Annotated in this window: 13 protein-coding genes; 5 read left to right on the plus strand and 8 right to left on the minus strand. The window is 65.6% G+C overall.

The annotated features are described in order from the left end of the window. Positions 1–108: 108 nt before the first annotated feature. The 7 genes from gcvT to nudE form a co-directional block, all read right to left on the minus strand. Positions 109–1,218, minus strand: coding sequence for a glycine cleavage system aminomethyltransferase GcvT (gene gcvT, locus RZV17_RS14650; protein WP_166744583.1), 1,110 nt, complete (start codon positions 1,216–1,218; stop codon positions 109–111). 155 nt (positions 1,219–1,373) lie between these two features. Further along, the gene (locus RZV17_RS14655) at positions 1,374–1,808 is read right to left on the minus strand and encodes an NfeD family protein (protein WP_184385556.1); all 435 of its coding nucleotides are present in this window, start codon (positions 1,806–1,808) and stop codon (positions 1,374–1,376) included. Between the two features lie 3 nt (positions 1,809–1,811). Then, positions 1,812–2,777 (minus strand): SPFH domain-containing protein, encoded by a 966-nt coding sequence (locus tag RZV17_RS14660; RefSeq protein ID WP_355604490.1) that lies wholly within the window; start codon positions 2,775–2,777, stop codon positions 1,812–1,814. 131 nt (positions 2,778–2,908) lie between these two features. Then, positions 2,909–3,244, minus strand: coding sequence for a YnfA family protein (locus RZV17_RS14665; RefSeq protein WP_104579833.1), 336 nt, complete (start codon positions 3,242–3,244; stop codon positions 2,909–2,911). After that, positions 3,241–4,098, minus strand: coding sequence for a nucleoside triphosphate pyrophosphohydrolase (gene mazG, locus RZV17_RS14670; protein ID WP_355604492.1), 858 nt, complete (start codon positions 4,096–4,098; stop codon positions 3,241–3,243). The genes RZV17_RS14665 and mazG overlap by 4 nt, the downstream gene beginning before the upstream one ends. A 310-nt stretch (positions 4,099–4,408) precedes the next feature. Continuing rightward, entirely contained in the window at positions 4,409–5,209 is an 801-nt protein-coding gene (cysQ, locus tag RZV17_RS14675; protein WP_039408880.1) for a 3'(2'),5'-bisphosphate nucleotidase CysQ, read from the minus strand. Continuing rightward, positions 5,206–5,754: an ADP compounds hydrolase NudE gene (gene nudE, locus RZV17_RS14680; protein WP_039408877.1), complete on the minus strand. Its 549-nt coding sequence runs from the start codon at positions 5,752–5,754 to the stop codon at positions 5,206–5,208. Before nudE ends, cysQ begins: the two co-directional genes overlap by 4 nt. 41 nt (positions 5,755–5,795) lie before the next feature. Here nudE and bioA point away from each other — a divergent pair, with 41 nt between their 5' ends. Continuing rightward, positions 5,796–7,214 carry an adenosylmethionine--8-amino-7-oxononanoate transaminase gene (gene bioA, locus RZV17_RS14685; RefSeq protein WP_355604495.1) on the plus strand — a complete coding sequence of 473 codons (1,419 nt, stop codon included), beginning with the start codon at positions 5,796–5,798 and terminating at the stop codon, positions 7,212–7,214. Next, positions 7,205–7,939, plus strand: coding sequence for a 16S rRNA (uracil(1498)-N(3))-methyltransferase (locus RZV17_RS14690; RefSeq protein ID WP_166749080.1), 735 nt, complete (start codon positions 7,205–7,207; stop codon positions 7,937–7,939). The genes bioA and RZV17_RS14690 overlap by 10 nt, the downstream gene beginning before the upstream one ends. 566 nt (positions 7,940–8,505) lie before the next feature. On the opposite strand, the gene RZV17_RS14695 is transcribed toward RZV17_RS14690, so the two are convergent. Then, a complete protein-coding gene (locus RZV17_RS14695; protein WP_184368161.1) occupies positions 8,506–9,504 on the minus strand; it encodes a glucokinase family protein in 999 nt (332 codons plus the stop codon). A 716-nt stretch (positions 9,505–10,220) separates the two neighbouring features. On the opposite strand from RZV17_RS14695, the gene RZV17_RS14700 reads away from it, so the two are divergent. From RZV17_RS14700 to RZV17_RS14710, 3 genes are all read left to right on the plus strand, one after another. Continuing rightward, a complete protein-coding gene (locus tag RZV17_RS14700; RefSeq protein WP_355604499.1) occupies positions 10,221–12,899 on the plus strand; it encodes a TonB-dependent receptor in 2,679 nt (892 codons plus the stop codon). A gap of 205 nt (positions 12,900–13,104) precedes the next feature. Further along, positions 13,105–14,790 (plus strand): alpha-L-fucosidase, encoded by a 1,686-nt coding sequence (locus tag RZV17_RS14705; RefSeq protein WP_355604502.1) that lies wholly within the window; start codon positions 13,105–13,107, stop codon positions 14,788–14,790. A gap of 3 nt (positions 14,791–14,793) precedes the next feature. After that, the gene (locus RZV17_RS14710) at positions 14,794–15,861 is read left to right on the plus strand and encodes a glycosyl hydrolase family 18 protein (protein ID WP_355604505.1); all 1,068 of its coding nucleotides are present in this window, start codon (positions 14,794–14,796) and stop codon (positions 15,859–15,861) included. The last annotated feature ends 133 nt before the right edge of the window (positions 15,862–15,994 follow it).

The raw sequence follows: 15,994 nt of genomic DNA on the forward strand, positions 1-15,994 counted from the left end.
ACAGGTGGTTAGTTTAGACCGCGCGACAAGACAGGTGCACGCGCGGCGGTATGGCTGGGTTGCATGCGATTGCATGATGCCGGCCAGCGACGGCCGACATCGTCGGGCTCACTCGCCCAGGACGCCGGGCTGCGCCTGGCCGTCGCGCACGAACGGGAACTTCACTGCGCGCAACGGCACCTGCTTGCCACGGATGTCCACGCGCAGCTGGTCGATGCTGCCGGCCGGCACGCGTGCAAAGGCAATCGCCTTGCCAAGCGTCGGCGAGAACGTGCCCGACAGGATTTCGCCCTGACCGGCAGCGGTGAGCACGGTCTGGCCGTGCCGCAGCACGCCTTTCTCATCCATCACCACGCCGATCATCTGGCGCGGCGCACCGTGCGCCTTCTGCGATTCGAGCACGGCACGGCCGATGAAGTCGCGGCCTTCGTCGAGCGTGATCGTCCAGGCCAGTGCGGCTTCATACGGAGTGACCGCGTCGTCCATGTCCTGGCCATACAGGTTCATGCCAGCCTCCAGCCGCAGGGTGTCGCGTGCTCCCAGGCCGGCCGGCTTGACGCCCTGCGCGAGCAGCGCATTCCAGAACGTCACTGCAGCATCCTGCGGCAGCACGATCTCGAAACCGTCTTCGCCGGTGTATCCGGTGCGTGCCAGGAACAGTTCGATGCCATCGCGCGATCGGGTCTGCAATGCGGCAAAACGGCTGAGCTTGCTCGCCGCGGCGGTGTCGGCAGGATCGAGCAGGTCGATGACCTTGGCGCGGGCGTTGGGGCCTTGCACCGCGATCATCGCGAAGTCGCCGCGCTCTTCCACGCGCACCTCGAAGCGGGCCGCCTGCTCGCCGATCCACTGCAGGTCCTTCTCGCGGGTGGCGGCGTTGACCACCAGGCGAAAGAAGTCTTCGCGCATGTAATAGACGATGAGGTCGTCGATCACTCCGCCCTGCGGATTGAGCATGCAGGTGTACAGCGCCTTGCCGGCGACCTTGAGCTTGTCCACCGAGTTGGCGAGCAGGTAGCGCAGGAACTCACGCGCGCGTGCGCCGTGCAGGTCGACCACGGTCATGTGGCTGACATCGAACATGCCGGCGTCGCGACGCACCTGATGGTGCTCGTCCAGCTGCGAGCCGTAATGGATCGGCATGTCCCAACCGCCGAAGTCGACCATCTTGGCGCCGAGCGCACGATGGGTGTCGTTGAGGATGGTCTTCTGGGTCATGAGCGCCGGTCCAAGGGAAAGACGCCCATTATCGCTGCCCGGCCGCACTTGCGGGCAAGCCGTGCATACGCACAGCCGGAATCCAGGGCGCGCACGCCTGACACTGCCACCCCGCACTGCAGCATCCGGAGCAGCACGCGATATCTGCACACGAATCAGCCGGCCGCTTCCACCAGCAAGGTCATGCCATCCACACCGACGATACGCACCGCTGCGCCGGCCGGCAGCTCCGGACCGCTGACCACCCAGAACGCGTCGTCGACCTTGGCGCGACCGCGGCCATCGTGGATGGGCTGATCGAGCAGCACGCGACGGCCGATCAATTGCTCGGCGCGCCGGTTGAGCAAGGGCCGATCGCTCTGCCGCCCCTTGCCGCGAAACCAGCTGCGGTAGACCTGCACCGACACGAAGCTGAGCAGCACGAACGCCACGATCTGCACCAACAGCGACATGCCCGGCATTGCGAGCACCAGCAGGCACACCGCCGCCGCGGCGATGCCCATCCACAACAGGAATGCACCCGGCACCAAGGTCTCGGCGGCGATCAACAGCAGCGCAAGCACCGCCCATACCACCACGTCCCAACGCATGGCTCAGACTCCCGCGCGCGGCGGCATCGGCGGCATGCGTACGCCGGGGGTATCGGGCTTGGCCAGCGCTTCCTTCGCCAGGTCGGCGATGCCGGCGATCGAGCCGATGATGCCGCTGGATTCCATCGGCATCAGCACGAACTTCTGGTTGGGTGCGGTGGCCAGCGCCTTGAACGCCTCCACATATTTTTGTGCAACAAAGTAATTGATCGCCTGCACGCTACCGTTGGCGATCGCATCGGACACCACCTGGGTGGCGCGGGCTTCGGCCTCGGCCAGCCGCTCGCGTGCTTCGGCATCGCGGAAGGCGGCTTCCTTGCGGCCTTCGGCCTCGAGCACGGCGGCCTGCTTCTCGCCGTCGGCGCGCAGGATTTCCGATTGCCGCGAGCCTTCGGCTTCGAGAATCTGTGCGCGCTTTTCGCGCTCGGCCTTCATCTGCCGCGCCATCGAATCGATCAGGTCGCGCGGCGGCTGGATATCGCGGATCTCGATACGAGTGACCTTGATGCCCCAAGGATTGGTGGCCTGGTCGACGACGCTCAACAACTGGGCATTGATGGTTTCGCGCTGGCTCAGCGATTCGTCCAGGTCCATCGAACCGATGACGGTACGGATATTGGTCTGCACCAGCGCGATCGTGGCGATTTCCAGGTTGGAGACCTCGTAGGCGGCCTTGGCCGCATCCAGGACCTGGAAGAACACCACCCCGTCCACGCGCACCACGGCGTTGTCCTTGGTGATGACGTCCTGGCTGGGCACATCCAGCACCTGTTCCATCATGTTGATCTTGCGGCCCACGCCGTAGACCACCGGCACCAGGAAGTGCAGCCCGGGACTCATGGTGTGGGTGTAGCGGCCGAAGCGCTCCACCGTCCACTGGAATCCCTGCGGCACCATGCGCACGGTCTTGAACAACACGATGACACCGGCAACCAGAACGGCGATGGCCAGAAACGAAGTTGGAAACATGTGCAGCCCCTTTGCAGTGACGAGTCGGTCCTGCGCGAAGTATGCACCCGCTGCACACACCACACTGGCGGCAATGGACAAGGCTGCGCGGCGCCACACCGGCCGGCGTGCGCGACCAGCGCCTACCCGGCTCAGGCGTTGCGTGGCGCGAACATGATGACCGCCATGCCCAGCAGGCAGCAGCCGGCACCGAGCAGGTCCCAGCGCGTGGGCGTGATGCGGTCCACCCACCACAACCACAGTAGCGCACTGGCGATGTAGACCCCGCCATAGGCTGCGTAGGTACGCCCGCTGGCAGTGGGATGCAGGCTCAACAGCCACACGAACAGCGCAAGGCTCAGTGCGGTGGGCAGCAATAACCACGCACTGCCGCTCTTGCGCAGCCATAGATAAGGAAGGTAGCAGCCCACCAGCTCGGCCACGGCGGTGGCGACGAAGAGCAGCAGCGTGCCCAGCGCGGAGTTCATCGGCGTGCCACAGGGTCGGAATCGGGCATCGGGGCTGCAGCCGCTTCGTCCCGCTTGACCTGTTGCCACAATGCTTCCTGCGCGCCCAGCGGCAGCGCGTCCAGTCCGGTGCCCTGCGCATGCGCCAGCGCTTCCATTGCGCGGAAGCGACGTTCGAACTTCAGGTTGGCGTGCCGAAGTGCCGCGCCCACGTCCACCTTGGCATGCCGCGCAAGATTGGCGCAGACGAACAGCACGTCGCCGAGTTCGTCTTCCAGACGCGCCTGATTGTCGGCCACCGGGCCACGCGCGAATTCCACGCGCAACTCGTCGAGTTCTTCCTGCAACTTATCCAGCACCGGCGCCGGGCCCGGCCAGTCGAAGCCAACCCGCGCCGCACGCGACTGCAGCTTGGTGGAGCGCTGCCACTCCGGCAGACCGCGCGCGATGCCGGCCAGCGCCGACTCGTCCTGATGCCCGGCGACGCGGCGCTCCTGGCGCTTGATCTGTTCCCAGTTGGCGCTCACCGCCTGGGCGTCGTCGGCCGCCTGCGCTGCGAAGACGTGCGGGTGGCGACGCACCAGCTTGTCGCTGAGCGTGGCGACCACCTCGGCAAACCCGAACGCGCCCTGTTCGGACGCCATCTGCGCATGGAACACCACCTGCAGCAGCAGGTCGCCCAGCTCGTCGCGCAACCCCGGCAGGTCGTTGCGATCGATCGCGTCAGCCACTTCGTAGGCTTCTTCGATGGTGTACGGGGCGATGCTGGCAAAGGTCTGCTCCACATCCCAGGGACAGCCGTGCTCGCGATCGCGCAGGCGTGCCATCAGCTGCAGCAGGCGTTGGATGTCGCCGGTGGGCGGAGTCTGGGACATGGTGTCTTCCTGAAAACGGTGGGCAGGCGCACAGCGCCGCCGCGATGCTCCATGCGCAATGCGGCGGCAGCGTGGCGATCGCGCATGCGTGCAGCGGATGAACCTCAGGCGCGCAAGGCTGCCGCAGTGTACCTGTCGGCCGATACGGAGCTGGCGGATGCCGCGATGCGCAGGCAGCATCGCAGGCACGCAGCACAAACGCGATACGGGCCGCACCCGAGCGCTCGGCGTGCGGGTGGGGCGTGCCACGACGGGCGCGCATGCGTTAACAGACCGGCACACCGACGCCGCCGGCCTTCGCCGGGCACGCTTACGCCAGCCAATCGCGCCAGGGCAGATTGGGATCGCCCATCGCGATGAAGTCGCCATTGAGCAGCGTGTCGCGACGGTTGTAGCGGAACGGTTTGCCGGAGCCGCCCGCCAGCAGCACGCCACCGGCGGCGTGCAGCACGCACTGGCCGGCCGCCGTGTCCCACTCGGAGGTGGGGCCGAAGCGCGGATAGACATCCAGGTCGCCTTCGGCGATGCGGCAGAACTTCAACGACGACCCTTGCGCGACCACGTCGATCTCGCCCATGCGCTCCAGCGCGGCGGCGGTGCGCGCATCGCGATGCGAACGGCTGGCCGCCACCCGCAATGGCGTGGCGGCCGGGGTGCGGGTCTGCAGCATCTCGTCGCGATCGCCGTCGCGGCGGTAGGCATTCTCGCCGCGCGCGGCGTACCAGACCCGGCCATCGACCGGCGCCTGCACCACGCCGAGCACCGGCGCGCCCATGTGGATGAGTGCGATGTTGACGCTGAACTCGCCGTTGCGTTTGACGAACTCACGCGTGCCGTCGAGCGGATCGACCAACCAATAGCTGGTCCAGTACTGCCGTGTTTCCCAGGCGACATGCGCAGACTCTTCCGACAGCACCGGCACGTCGGGTGTGACCCGGCGCAGGCCGTCGACGATGACGCGATTGGCAGCCAGGTCGGCCTGGGTCAGCGGGCTGGCATCGTCCTTGATCTCGACTGCGAAGTCCTGCGCGTACACCTGCATGATGGCCTCGCCGGCCTCACGGGCGATGGCGATCACGGTTTCGCGCAATTCCATCGGGATGCGGATCACCGGTTGCGCTCCAGCCACTCGCGCGCGATGAACAATGCCGCCAGCGAGCGCCCCTCCGAGAAGTCCTCGCGCAGCATCAACTCGTCCAGACGCGCCAGTGGCCAGGGCACGACTTCCATCTCTTCCGGTTCGTCGCCCACCAGGCGCTCCGGGTAGAGATCGCGCGCGAGCACCAGCCAGGATTGGTGACTCATATAAGTAGGAGCAAGCGTCATCGCGCGCAGCACCTGGACCTGGCGCGCGCCATAGCCGGCTTCTTCCTTGAGCTCGCGGTCGGCGGCCTGCTCCGGGGTCTCGCCGGCATCGATGCGCCCCTTGACCAGGCCCAGCTCGTAGCGATGCACACCGGCCGCGTATTCGCGCACCAGCAGCACCGTCGTCTCGTCGAGCATCGGCACCACCACGACCGCGCCATGACCCTGGCTGAGTTGGCGCTCGTACAGGCGGCGTTGCCCGTTGGAAAACTCCAGATCCAGCTGCTGGCGACGGAACGGCCCGTCCCCCAGATCGGTGATCTTGTGGATGGTCGGCAGACGCGGGCTCATGCGTGGCACGCAGCCGCGGAGCGGACCGATAGAATAGGCAGATGCATCGACATGTTCATGAGCCCGAAATCCTAGCAGACCCTGCAGCCTCCGAAGCTGCCCAACAGTGGCGGCAACGCGATCTTGCGGTGGTGTGGCACCCGTGCACGCAGATGCGCGAGCATCCGCACACGCTTCCCCTGGTGCCGATCGCAAGCGGCAGCGGCGCGTGGCTGGTCGGCCACGATGGCCGCCGCTATCTGGACGCGGTCAGCAGTTGGTGGACCAACCTGTTCGGCCACGCCGAGCCGCGCATCGGTGCGGCCATTGCGCAACAGGCCGGCACGCTGGAGCAGGTGATGCTGGCCGGCTTCACGCACGCACCGGCGGTGCAGCTGGCCGAGCGCCTGCTGGCCATTGCGCCACGCCAGCCCGACCGCGCGCCGTTGTCCAAGGTGTTCTACGCCGACAATGGCTCGGCCGGCGTGGAAGTGGCCTTGAAGATGGCCTTCCATTACTTCCACAACCGTGGCGAGCATCGCCGCACGCGGTTCATCGCGCTGGAAAACGGCTACCACGGCGAGACCATCGGCGCGTTGTCGGTGGGCGACATTCCGCTCTACCGGCGCGTGTATGCGCCGCTGTTGCTGGAAGCGACCTTCGCCCCCTCGCCCGATGCCTACCTGGCCGAGCCCGGGCAAAGCGCGGAAGCGTACGCGCTGCAGGCCGCCGATGCGCTGCAGGCACTGTTCGAGCAAGCGCGCGGCGAGATCTGCGCGCTGATTCTGGAACCGCGCGTGCAATGTGCCGGCGGCATGCGCATGTATCACCCGGCGTATCTGCGCCGCGCACGCGCCTTGTGCGATGCGCACGGCGCATTCCTGATTGCCGACGAGATTGCGACCGGCTTCGGCCGTACCGGCACCTTGTTCGCCTGCGAGCAGGCCGGTGTGATGCCCGATCTGCTGTGCCTGTCCAAGGGCCTGACCGGCGGCTTCCTGCCGTTGGCGGCGGTGCTGGCCACCCAGCAGTTGTACGACGCGTTCCTGGACGATTCGCGCGAACGCGCCTTCCTGCACTCACACAGCTACACGGGAAATCCGCTGGCCTGCGCGGCCGCGTTGGCGACCTTGCAGATCTTCGCAGACGACGACGTGATTGCGCGTAACCAGCACACCGCCGCGCACATGAGCACCCTGGCCGCGCAGATCGGCGAACACCACGCGGTGGCCGACGTGCGCCAGGCCGGCATGATCGTCGCCTTCGAACTCACCCGTGGCGGCGACAAGCGCACGCCTTTCCCCGCGGCCGCGCGCGTCGGCCTGAAGGCGTATCGCGCCGCGCTGGAACGCGGGGTGGTGCTGCGGCCCCTGGGCGACGTGCTGTACTGGATGCCGCCGTACTGCGTGGACGAGGCGCAGCTTGCCTTGCTGGCGGCAACCACGCGCCAGGCCATCGAGGAGGCCGTCGCATGCGCGTGACCCGCTCCCATGTTGCGCTGCCGCTGCAGTGCGACCAGGAAGTGACATTGCCCGAGGAATCGGCCAACCACCTGCTGCGCGTGCTGAGGCTGCGCGAGGGCGACGGCTGCATCCTGTTCAATGGCGATGGCAGCGACTACCACGCACGCATCACCGTGGCCGGCAAGCGCGAGGCACGCGCGATGGTGGAACGTGCCGAGCCGCTGGCGAACGAATCGCCACTGCGCATCACCCTGATCCAGGGTATCGCCCGAGGCGAAAAGATGGATCTGATCCTGCAGAAAGCCACCGAGCTGGGCGTTGCAGCCATCGTGCCGGTAAACGCCGAACGCACCGAAGTGAAGCTGGATGCGGCGCGCCTGGAAAAACGCGTGGCGCACTGGCGCAGTGTGGTGGTGTCTGCCTGTGAGCAATCCGGCCGGGCGCGCGTCCCGGCGCTGGCAGCACCGACCGGCCTGCAGGAGGCGGCAGTGGCCAGCGACCCGCAGGCGCTGCGGCTGACCCTGGACCCGCAGGGCGAGCATCGCCTGGGCAGCTTGAGCGCGGGCACGCAGCGGGACGTCATCGTGGCGATCGGGCCGGAAGGCGGTTGGTCACCGCGCGATCGGGCGACGCTGGCCGACGCCGGGTTCACCGGCCTGCGCCTGGGGCCGCGCATCCTGCGCACCGAAACCGCCGGGCTGGCCGCCATTGCCGCATTGCAGTCGCGGTTCGGGGATCTGTAGGCCGCCGACGTGGCGGGGGATCGTTTGTCGGGCGTGGGACAGCCCGACGCAGGCAGCGCTCCGGTAAGGCGTAGGAGCGCACCCGGGCGCGACGGGGCCTTCCCGCGGAGCGACGTTTCCGATCGTCTTGGTGTTTGTCGGCAAGGCCTCTCGCGCCCAAGGGCGCTCCTACGAAGCTTTTGCGGTCGCGAGATGGCGGGTGGATCGTTTGTAGGTCCGTGGGACAGCCCGACGCAGGCAGCGCTCCGGTAAGGCGTAGGAGCGCACCCGGGCGCGATGGGCCTTCCCGCGGAGCGATGTTTCCGATCGTCCTGGCGTTTGTCGGTAAGGCCTCTCGCGCCCGAGGGCGCTCCTACGAAGCTCTTGCGGTCGCGAGATGGCGGGAGGATCGTTTGTAGGTCCGTGGGACAGCCCGACGCAGGCAGCGCCCCGGTAAGGCGTAGGAGCGCACCCGGGCGCGATGGGCCTTCCCGCGGAGCGACGTTTCCGATAGTCCCGGTGTTTGTCGGTAAGGCCCCTGCGGCCGCAAGCGCCCCTGCGGCGTGGATGCGATCCGGGGTTCTGGCCTAGCGAGCGTGCTGGAGAAGCCAGCTGGCCGCGCCGATGACGCCGAGCTGGCCGTGTTCGACGATGCGCACCGGCACCTGCTCCAGCGCCGGGCGCAACGTGCCCTTGTCGAGCAGGCGGGTGACGAAGTCGCTGGCGGCGATGAAGTCGGCGATCTGCGGCAAGAATCCGCCAGCCAGATACACGCCGCTGCGAATGCCATACAGCAGCATCATGTCGCCGACCACGCTGCCCATGAAGCCGCAGAATGCCTGCAGCGCGTCGCGCGCGAGCACGTCGTTGCCGGCCAGCGCAGCGGCGGTGACATCGGCCGGGCCGGCATGGGTGGCCCGCTCGCCGCGCAACACGGCCAGTGCGTGATAGAGATTCAACAGCCCCGGGCCGGACAACAACGTCTCGGTGCCGACATGCGTGCGGGTGCGCCGCAGTTCCTGCAGCAAGGCCACTTCCAGATCGCTGGCGGCGGCGAGCGCCGCGTGGCCGGCCTCGGTCGGCAACACCACCGGATGGGCGCCATTGGGGATCCACACCGCCGCGCCCAGGCCGGTGCCCGGGCCCAGCACCAGCGCCGGACCGGGCGCACCCTGCGCCGGGCCCGAAAGCTGCATCACCTGACTGCCGGTCATGTAGTTGGCCGCGTAGGCGACCGCCTCGAAATCGTTGACCAGATGAAGCACCTGCATGCCGAGCTGGCGACGGATCTGTTCCGGTGCCAGCACCCACGGCAGGTTGGCCGTGATCACGCTGCCGTCTTCGAGCGCGTATCCGGCACTGGCGATCACGCCGCGCTGCACCGGCGCACATCCCAGTTCGGCGAAGAACGCGGACATGATGTCGGCCAGGCCCGGGTAATCGGCGCAGCGGTACTTGCGGTAGTCCAACACCGTGACCGGCTTGCCTGCATCGGCGCTTTCGCAGACCAGCGCCAGGCGCACATGCGTCCCTCCCACGTCTGCGGCAACGAAGGTGTCGGGGCGCGGAAAGGCCACCGCTTCCATTGGGCTGCTTGCGCTCACGCATTCTCCTGTTAAGTGGCAGCGGGCTGGCGTCAGGTCCCGTTGTCCGACGAACGGCAGCGGGTAGACAACGTTGTCAGTAATTGCCGTGTAAAGCAACCGTGGAGCCCACAATCAAGGCGATCCAGGGCCGCCCCCATCATCCGCGAAAAATCCGCACGCATGGCAAGGATTCCGGCACAAATTTCGCCAGACGCTGCGGCACGAAACGTTTCCAGCATTGAAAGCGCCAATCGACCCGGCACGGCAGACGCACGGGCACGCGGGACTGGTCGACTACGTCGACGATCGCGCTGCAAAAATGCTGCATTGCAGCGCAATCGCAGCTGCATCAGAGATCTGTGACGACGTGTTGACAACGCTGTCAGCGCTACGCGAGACTCGGTCCAAATCGGGGTTCTGGCAGGAGGGGCCATGGACTGTTCGGTACTGAAGAACGGCTCTTCCCTTCCCTGCTGATTCCAGGTTCGCGGGTTCTGCGTCATCAGACGCCGGGCTCGCCGATATCGCGTTCGCTCCACCGCTTCACCACACGGGGGACACCTCCTCTACCACGCGAATCGACACCGCCCGCTGCCGTTGCCGAGCACGGAGTTGCGATCACCGCGATCGGTCAGGGCGTGTTGTTTTGCCGGCCACGCCGAGCGCGATGCCTTTCCACGGCGCGCGCTCACAGCACTAACCAACGAGGTTTAGCCATGCACAGCCGCACCACGACGTTAGCACTCTGTATCACCGCCGCTCTGTACTGCTCCGGCTCTGCAATGGCTGCCGGACAAGAACAACAGGCGCCTGCGGGCGCATCCTCGGCCACCACCGAGCTGGACACCATCACCGTCACCGGCTATCGCGCATCGCTGGAAAAGAGCCAGGCGGTCAAGCGCTCGGCCAACTCCATCGTCGATGCCATCAGCGCCGAAGACATCGGCAAGTTCCCGGACATCAATGCGGCCGAATCGCTGTCGCACCTGCCGGGCATCAGCGTCGACCGCCAGTTCGGCGAAGGCGAAAAGGTCAGCATCAACGGCACCGACCCGGCGTTGAACCGCGTGCTGCTCAACGGCCAGACCATCGCGTCCGGTGACTGGGGCGGTAACCCGACCGATACCAGCGGCCGTACCTTCAACTACACCCTTTTGTCGCCAGAAATCATCGGCCTGATGGAGGTCTACAAGACCCCCGAGGCGCGCATCGACGAAGGCTCGATCGGCGGCACCGTGATCGTGCATACCCGCAAGCCGCTGGAGCTGCCCAAGAACACCATCCGCGGCTCGATCGGCTACAACTACAACGATCGCTCGGAAGAAGGCAACCCGCGCGGTTCGGCGCTGTGGAGCTGGAAGAACGACGACGAAACCTTCGGCGCGTTGATCTCCGCCACGCACGACAAGCAGGACCTGGCGCGCGCCGGTATCGAATACTTCGGCTACACCACCGGTGCCAACATTCCCGCTAGCGCCACCATCACCGGCGACGGCAGCGATGTGGCTACCGCACGTGTGCCCGCCGGCATCAGCAGCGCGTTCTTCCAGCAGACCCGTGAGCGCAGTGGCCTGCAGGGCGCGTTGCAGTGGAAGCCCGACGAGCAGAACGAGTTCAACCTGACCGGTCTGTACATCAAGGGCAAGTACAACAACTTCAGCCAGGCGCGTTATGTGTGCCCGGCCTGTAACGACGACCGTCAGAAGATCACCCAGGCAAACGTACAGAACGGCGTGGTAACCTCGGCCACCGTCAGCGACGGTGCCGCCGGTCAGCCGTATGCGCAGCTGGATGCCAACTATCGCGAAAGCACCGTCACCACCAAGAGCCTGAACCTGCGTCACGACTGGTCCGGGGAAAAGTGGGTGTTCACCACCCAGGCCGGTTACACCGAAGCCACCGGCGGCAAGAACCCCGAATACCTGATGAAGTACCTGATGCAGGACGGCGGGTACAACTACGCGTTCGACGGCCGCAATACCTCGGTCAACTACGACAACGGCGGCGCCTCCAACTGGGCATTGCCGGGCAACCCCGCCGGCCTTGCGCCGGGCCAGGAAGGCAATATCCCGGGCACCACCACCGGCATCATGCAGGCCGGCGGTATCGCCTACCAGAAGAGCAAGGACGATGAGAAGTACTTCCAGTGGGACGCTTCGCGCGATCTGGAATGGGGCCCGTTCACCAAGCTGCAGTTCGGCTACAAGTACATCAACCACAACAACGGTGTGGACGCGCGCGGTAACCGCATCAACACCACCGACCCGGTATCGCTGACGCAGTTCAATCCGGGCACCACGCCGAGCAGCCTGTACGATGGCCTGGGCGCCAGCGGCGATCTGACCACCTGGCCGACCGCCAACCTGGGTGCCGTGCGCAGCTACCTGCTGTCGCAGCCGCAGGGCGCATACCGCACCGACTTCGGCGCCTCGTTCGACGTCAAGGAAATCACCCAGAACGTCTATACGCAGTTGAACTTCGAGTCGGGCCAGTGGCGCGGTAACGTCGGCGTGCGTCTGGTGGACACCACCGACAAGTCGCAGTTCTGGCAGAGCAACGACGGCGGCACCAGTTTCCAGCGCGTTGCCGAGACCAACGACTACCGCAAGGCGCTGCCGAGCTTCAACATCGCCTACGACATCACCGACGACACCGTGCTGCGCTTCTCGGCGGCCAAGGTCATCGCACGTCCGCGTTACGCCGACCTGGCCGGTACCTTCACCGTCAACAGCGGCAACGGCAACCTGACTGCCAACGGCGGCAACCCGGATCTGAAGCCGTACGAATCCACCAACTACGATCTGGCGGCCGAGTGGTACTTCGCACCCTCCAGCATGTTGTCCGGTGAAGTGTTCTATCGCGACATCAGCTCCTACATCGTCAACACCACGGTCACCCAGCAGCTGAATCCGGCACCGCCGGCCATCGCTGGCCTGTACCAGGTGACCACGCCGGTGAACGTGTCCGATGCCAAGGTCAAGGGCGTGGCGGTCAACTACCAGCAGACCTTCGGTCTGGGCTTCGGCTTGCAGGCCAACTACACGTTCGCCGAGTCCGACTCCAGCTCCGGTCTGAACCTGCCGTACCTGTCGCGCGATACCTACAACGTGATCCCGTACTGGGAACACGGCGACTGGACCGTGCGTGTGAACTACAGCTACCGCTCCAAGTACTTCACCCAGATCGGCCGCCTGGAATCGCGTGACTTTGCCGATGCCTACAAGCAGCTGGATCTGAATGCCTCGTACCAGATCACCGATTACATGGGCATCACCTTCGGAGCGACCAACCTGCTGGATTCCACCTACCGGGTCTTCAGCAACACGCGCGATACCCCCACGGCGTTCTACAAGAACGGCCGCGGCTACCAGGCCCAGTTGAACTTCAAGTTCTGATGTAGCACCCGGCGCGCCACCGACCCTCCACGGTGGCGCGCTTTTTTTGAGCTGTGCGTTGCATGCAGCGCACAGCGCGATGTTGTAACAAGGAGTGGTACTGGCCACGCCCCTTCGCGATTGAGGGAGCATGGCCAGGCCCGCTTTTGCCATCCACGCACGGTTGCATCGCCGGCGCGTCTTGCTCAACAGGAGTGCAGTTCCCATGACGACCGATAGCCGCGCGTTTGCGGCTCCATCCCGCCGCCACGCCGGAGCTGCACCCAGGACCAGAGCGCTCGCGCTCGGTCTGCTGCTCGCGCTTCCGGCGTTTCACGCGAGTGCCGCGCAATCGCCCACCGCACCGACCGCCACCACGCTCAGTCCCGAGGTGATCGACCAGCAGTGGCTCGATGCCACCGCCAAGTACGCGCCCGAACGCGAGCGCCTGGTGCGCGAGGCCGAAGCCGGTGCACGCAAGGGTCCGTTCCGACCCGACTGGGCCGCGCTGAAGGCGTATCAGTCCCCGGCGTGGTACGACAATGCCAAGTTCGGCATCTTCATCCATTGGGGCGTGTTCTCGGTGCCGGCGTTCGGCAGCGAGTGGTATTCGCGCAACATGTATCTGCAAGGTTCCAAGGAGTTCGCCCATCACGTGGCCACCTACGGGCCGCAGGCCAGCAGCGGCTACAAGGATCTGATTCCCAAGTTCACCGCGCCCAAGTTCGACCCCAATGGCTGGGCCAAGCTGTTCCGCGAATCCGGCGCGCGCTATGTGGTGCCGGTGGCCGAGCACCATGATGGCTTCGCGTTGTACGACTCCAAGCTGTCCGACTGGACCGCGATGAAAATGGGGCCCAAGCGCGACCTGCTGGGCGAGCTGTCCAAGGCGATCCGCGCGCAGGGGCTGCACTTCGGCTTGTCGTCGCATCGCGCCGAACACAACTGGTTCTTCGATGGCGGGCGCACCTTCGACTCAGACGTCAACGACCCACGTTATGCCGCGCTGTACGGCCCGGCGCAGGTGCGCCTGCCAGGCAAGGACGATGCCGATGTGGCCAACGACTGGACGCCAGTGTCGCAAGCCTGGCTGGACGATTGGCTGGCGCGTACCACCGAGTTGATCGACACCTATCAACCGGACCTGATCTATTTCGATTGGTGGATTGCCCACCCCACCTTCCGCCGCAGCCTGCCGACGATGCTGGCGTACTACTACAACCAGGGCGCAGCGCGTACCGAAGCCGACCGCGGCGTGGTGGTGAACTACAAGCTCGGCGCGTTTCCGGAAGGCGCCGGCACGCTGGATATCGAGCGCGGCCAGCTCACCGGCATCCATCCCACGCATTGGCAGACCGACACCTCGGTGAGTAACGCCTCGTGGGGCTACATCGAAAACGACACCTACAAGTCGCCCACCTTCATCATCCACATGCTGGCCGATGTGGTGGCCAAGAACGGCAACCTGATGCTCAACATCGGCCCGCGTGCCGATGGCTCGATCCCGGACACCGAGCGCGGCATCCTGCTGGCGATCGGTCGTTGGCTCAAGATCAACGGTGGCGCGATCTACGACAGCACGCCGTGGCGCGTGTATGGCGAAGGTCCCACCGAAGTGGTGGGCGGCACCTTCCAGGACGTCAAGACCAAGCCGTACACGGCGGAAGATTTCCGCTTCACCACCCGCGATGGCGCGTTGTATGCGATCGAGCTCGGCTGGCCTAGCAATGGCGAAGCGGTGATCCGCTCGCTCAACGCCGCCGATGGCGTGCGCGCAGTGACCTTGCTGGCCAACGGCAAGAAGATCCCGTTCGAACAACGCACCGATGGCCTGCATCTGCGGCTCCCGGTCAAGCCGGTCGGCGAGAGCGCGTACGTGTTCCGCATCGACCTCTCTTCCCCCACTCCCTGACGGATGTTGTCTTTCATGAGCAAGCGATTGACCTGGATGTTCCTTGCGCTGGCACTGGCCTGCGCCCCGGCCCTGGCCAAGAATCCCACCGCGTTGTTCTATCTGATGAACACGCAGAAATCGACCAACTCGTTCATTGCCAATGTCGACAAGATCGACGTGGTGGTGCCTACCTGGTACGGCGTCGACCAGAACGGCCTGGTCAACGGCACGCCCAACATGTACCTGTACGACATCGCCAAGCAGCACAAGCTGCGGGTGATGCCGATCCTGTCGATGACCACCGGCCGCGACGGCTTCCACAAGCTGATGCACGATGAGGCGGCCAAGAAGCGCATGATCGAATCGCTGCTGATCCACGGCAAGCAGCACAAGTACTACGGCTTCCAGTTCGATTTCGAAAACATCGCCTGGACCGATCGCGATGCCTACACCCTGATGGTCAAGCAGACCGCAGACGCGCTGCACAAGGCCGGTTTCAAGATGTCGGTGGCGGTGGTGCCCAATGCACCGGGCCATGCCGAAGGTGGCCAGTTCTCCAAGTGGATGTGGGAATACTGGCGCGGTGCCTACGACCTCAAGGCGCTGGGCCAGGCTGCTGATCTGGTCAGCATCATGACCTACGACCAGCACACCCGCTGGACCACGCCCGGCCCGGTCGATGGCATGGTGTGGATGAAGAAGCACCTGGATTACGCCATTACCCAGGTGCCGAAGGAAAAGCTGTCGCTGGGCATCGCCACCTACGGCTACCGCTGGTACACCGGCAACCCGGTGAAGGAAGACGGCACCGAAGCGTCGAATATCGCAGCCGCGTATATCGATGCCGACGAATCCTTCCCGCTGGCGATCGAACAGAACGCCACCGTGCAGTGGGATCCGGTCGAACAGGAGTCGTGGTTCTATTTCTATCGCGACGACATGCGCGAGTGGGTGTTCCGCCCGGACGCACGCAGCTTCAAGGCGCGTTACGAGCTGACCAAGCAGTACGGCCTGGAAGGTTTCAGCTGCTGGGTGCTGGGCGCCGAAGACCCCAAGGTGTGGGACGAGCTGCCGACTGCGCAGCGTTGATCATCGACTGCAGGCGGGCGCGCGGCGATGAAGCGTGCGCCAGTCCCTGCGTGATCCGCGGCGGCTTTGCTACTGTGCAGGGCTGCCGCGCTTCGATGTCTTCGGCAGGATCGAGCAAGGCTGTCGATGCGAT

Source organism: Xanthomonas cannabis (assembly GCF_040616535.1).
Lineage (GTDB): Bacteria > Pseudomonadota > Gammaproteobacteria > Xanthomonadales > Xanthomonadaceae > Xanthomonas > Xanthomonas cannabis.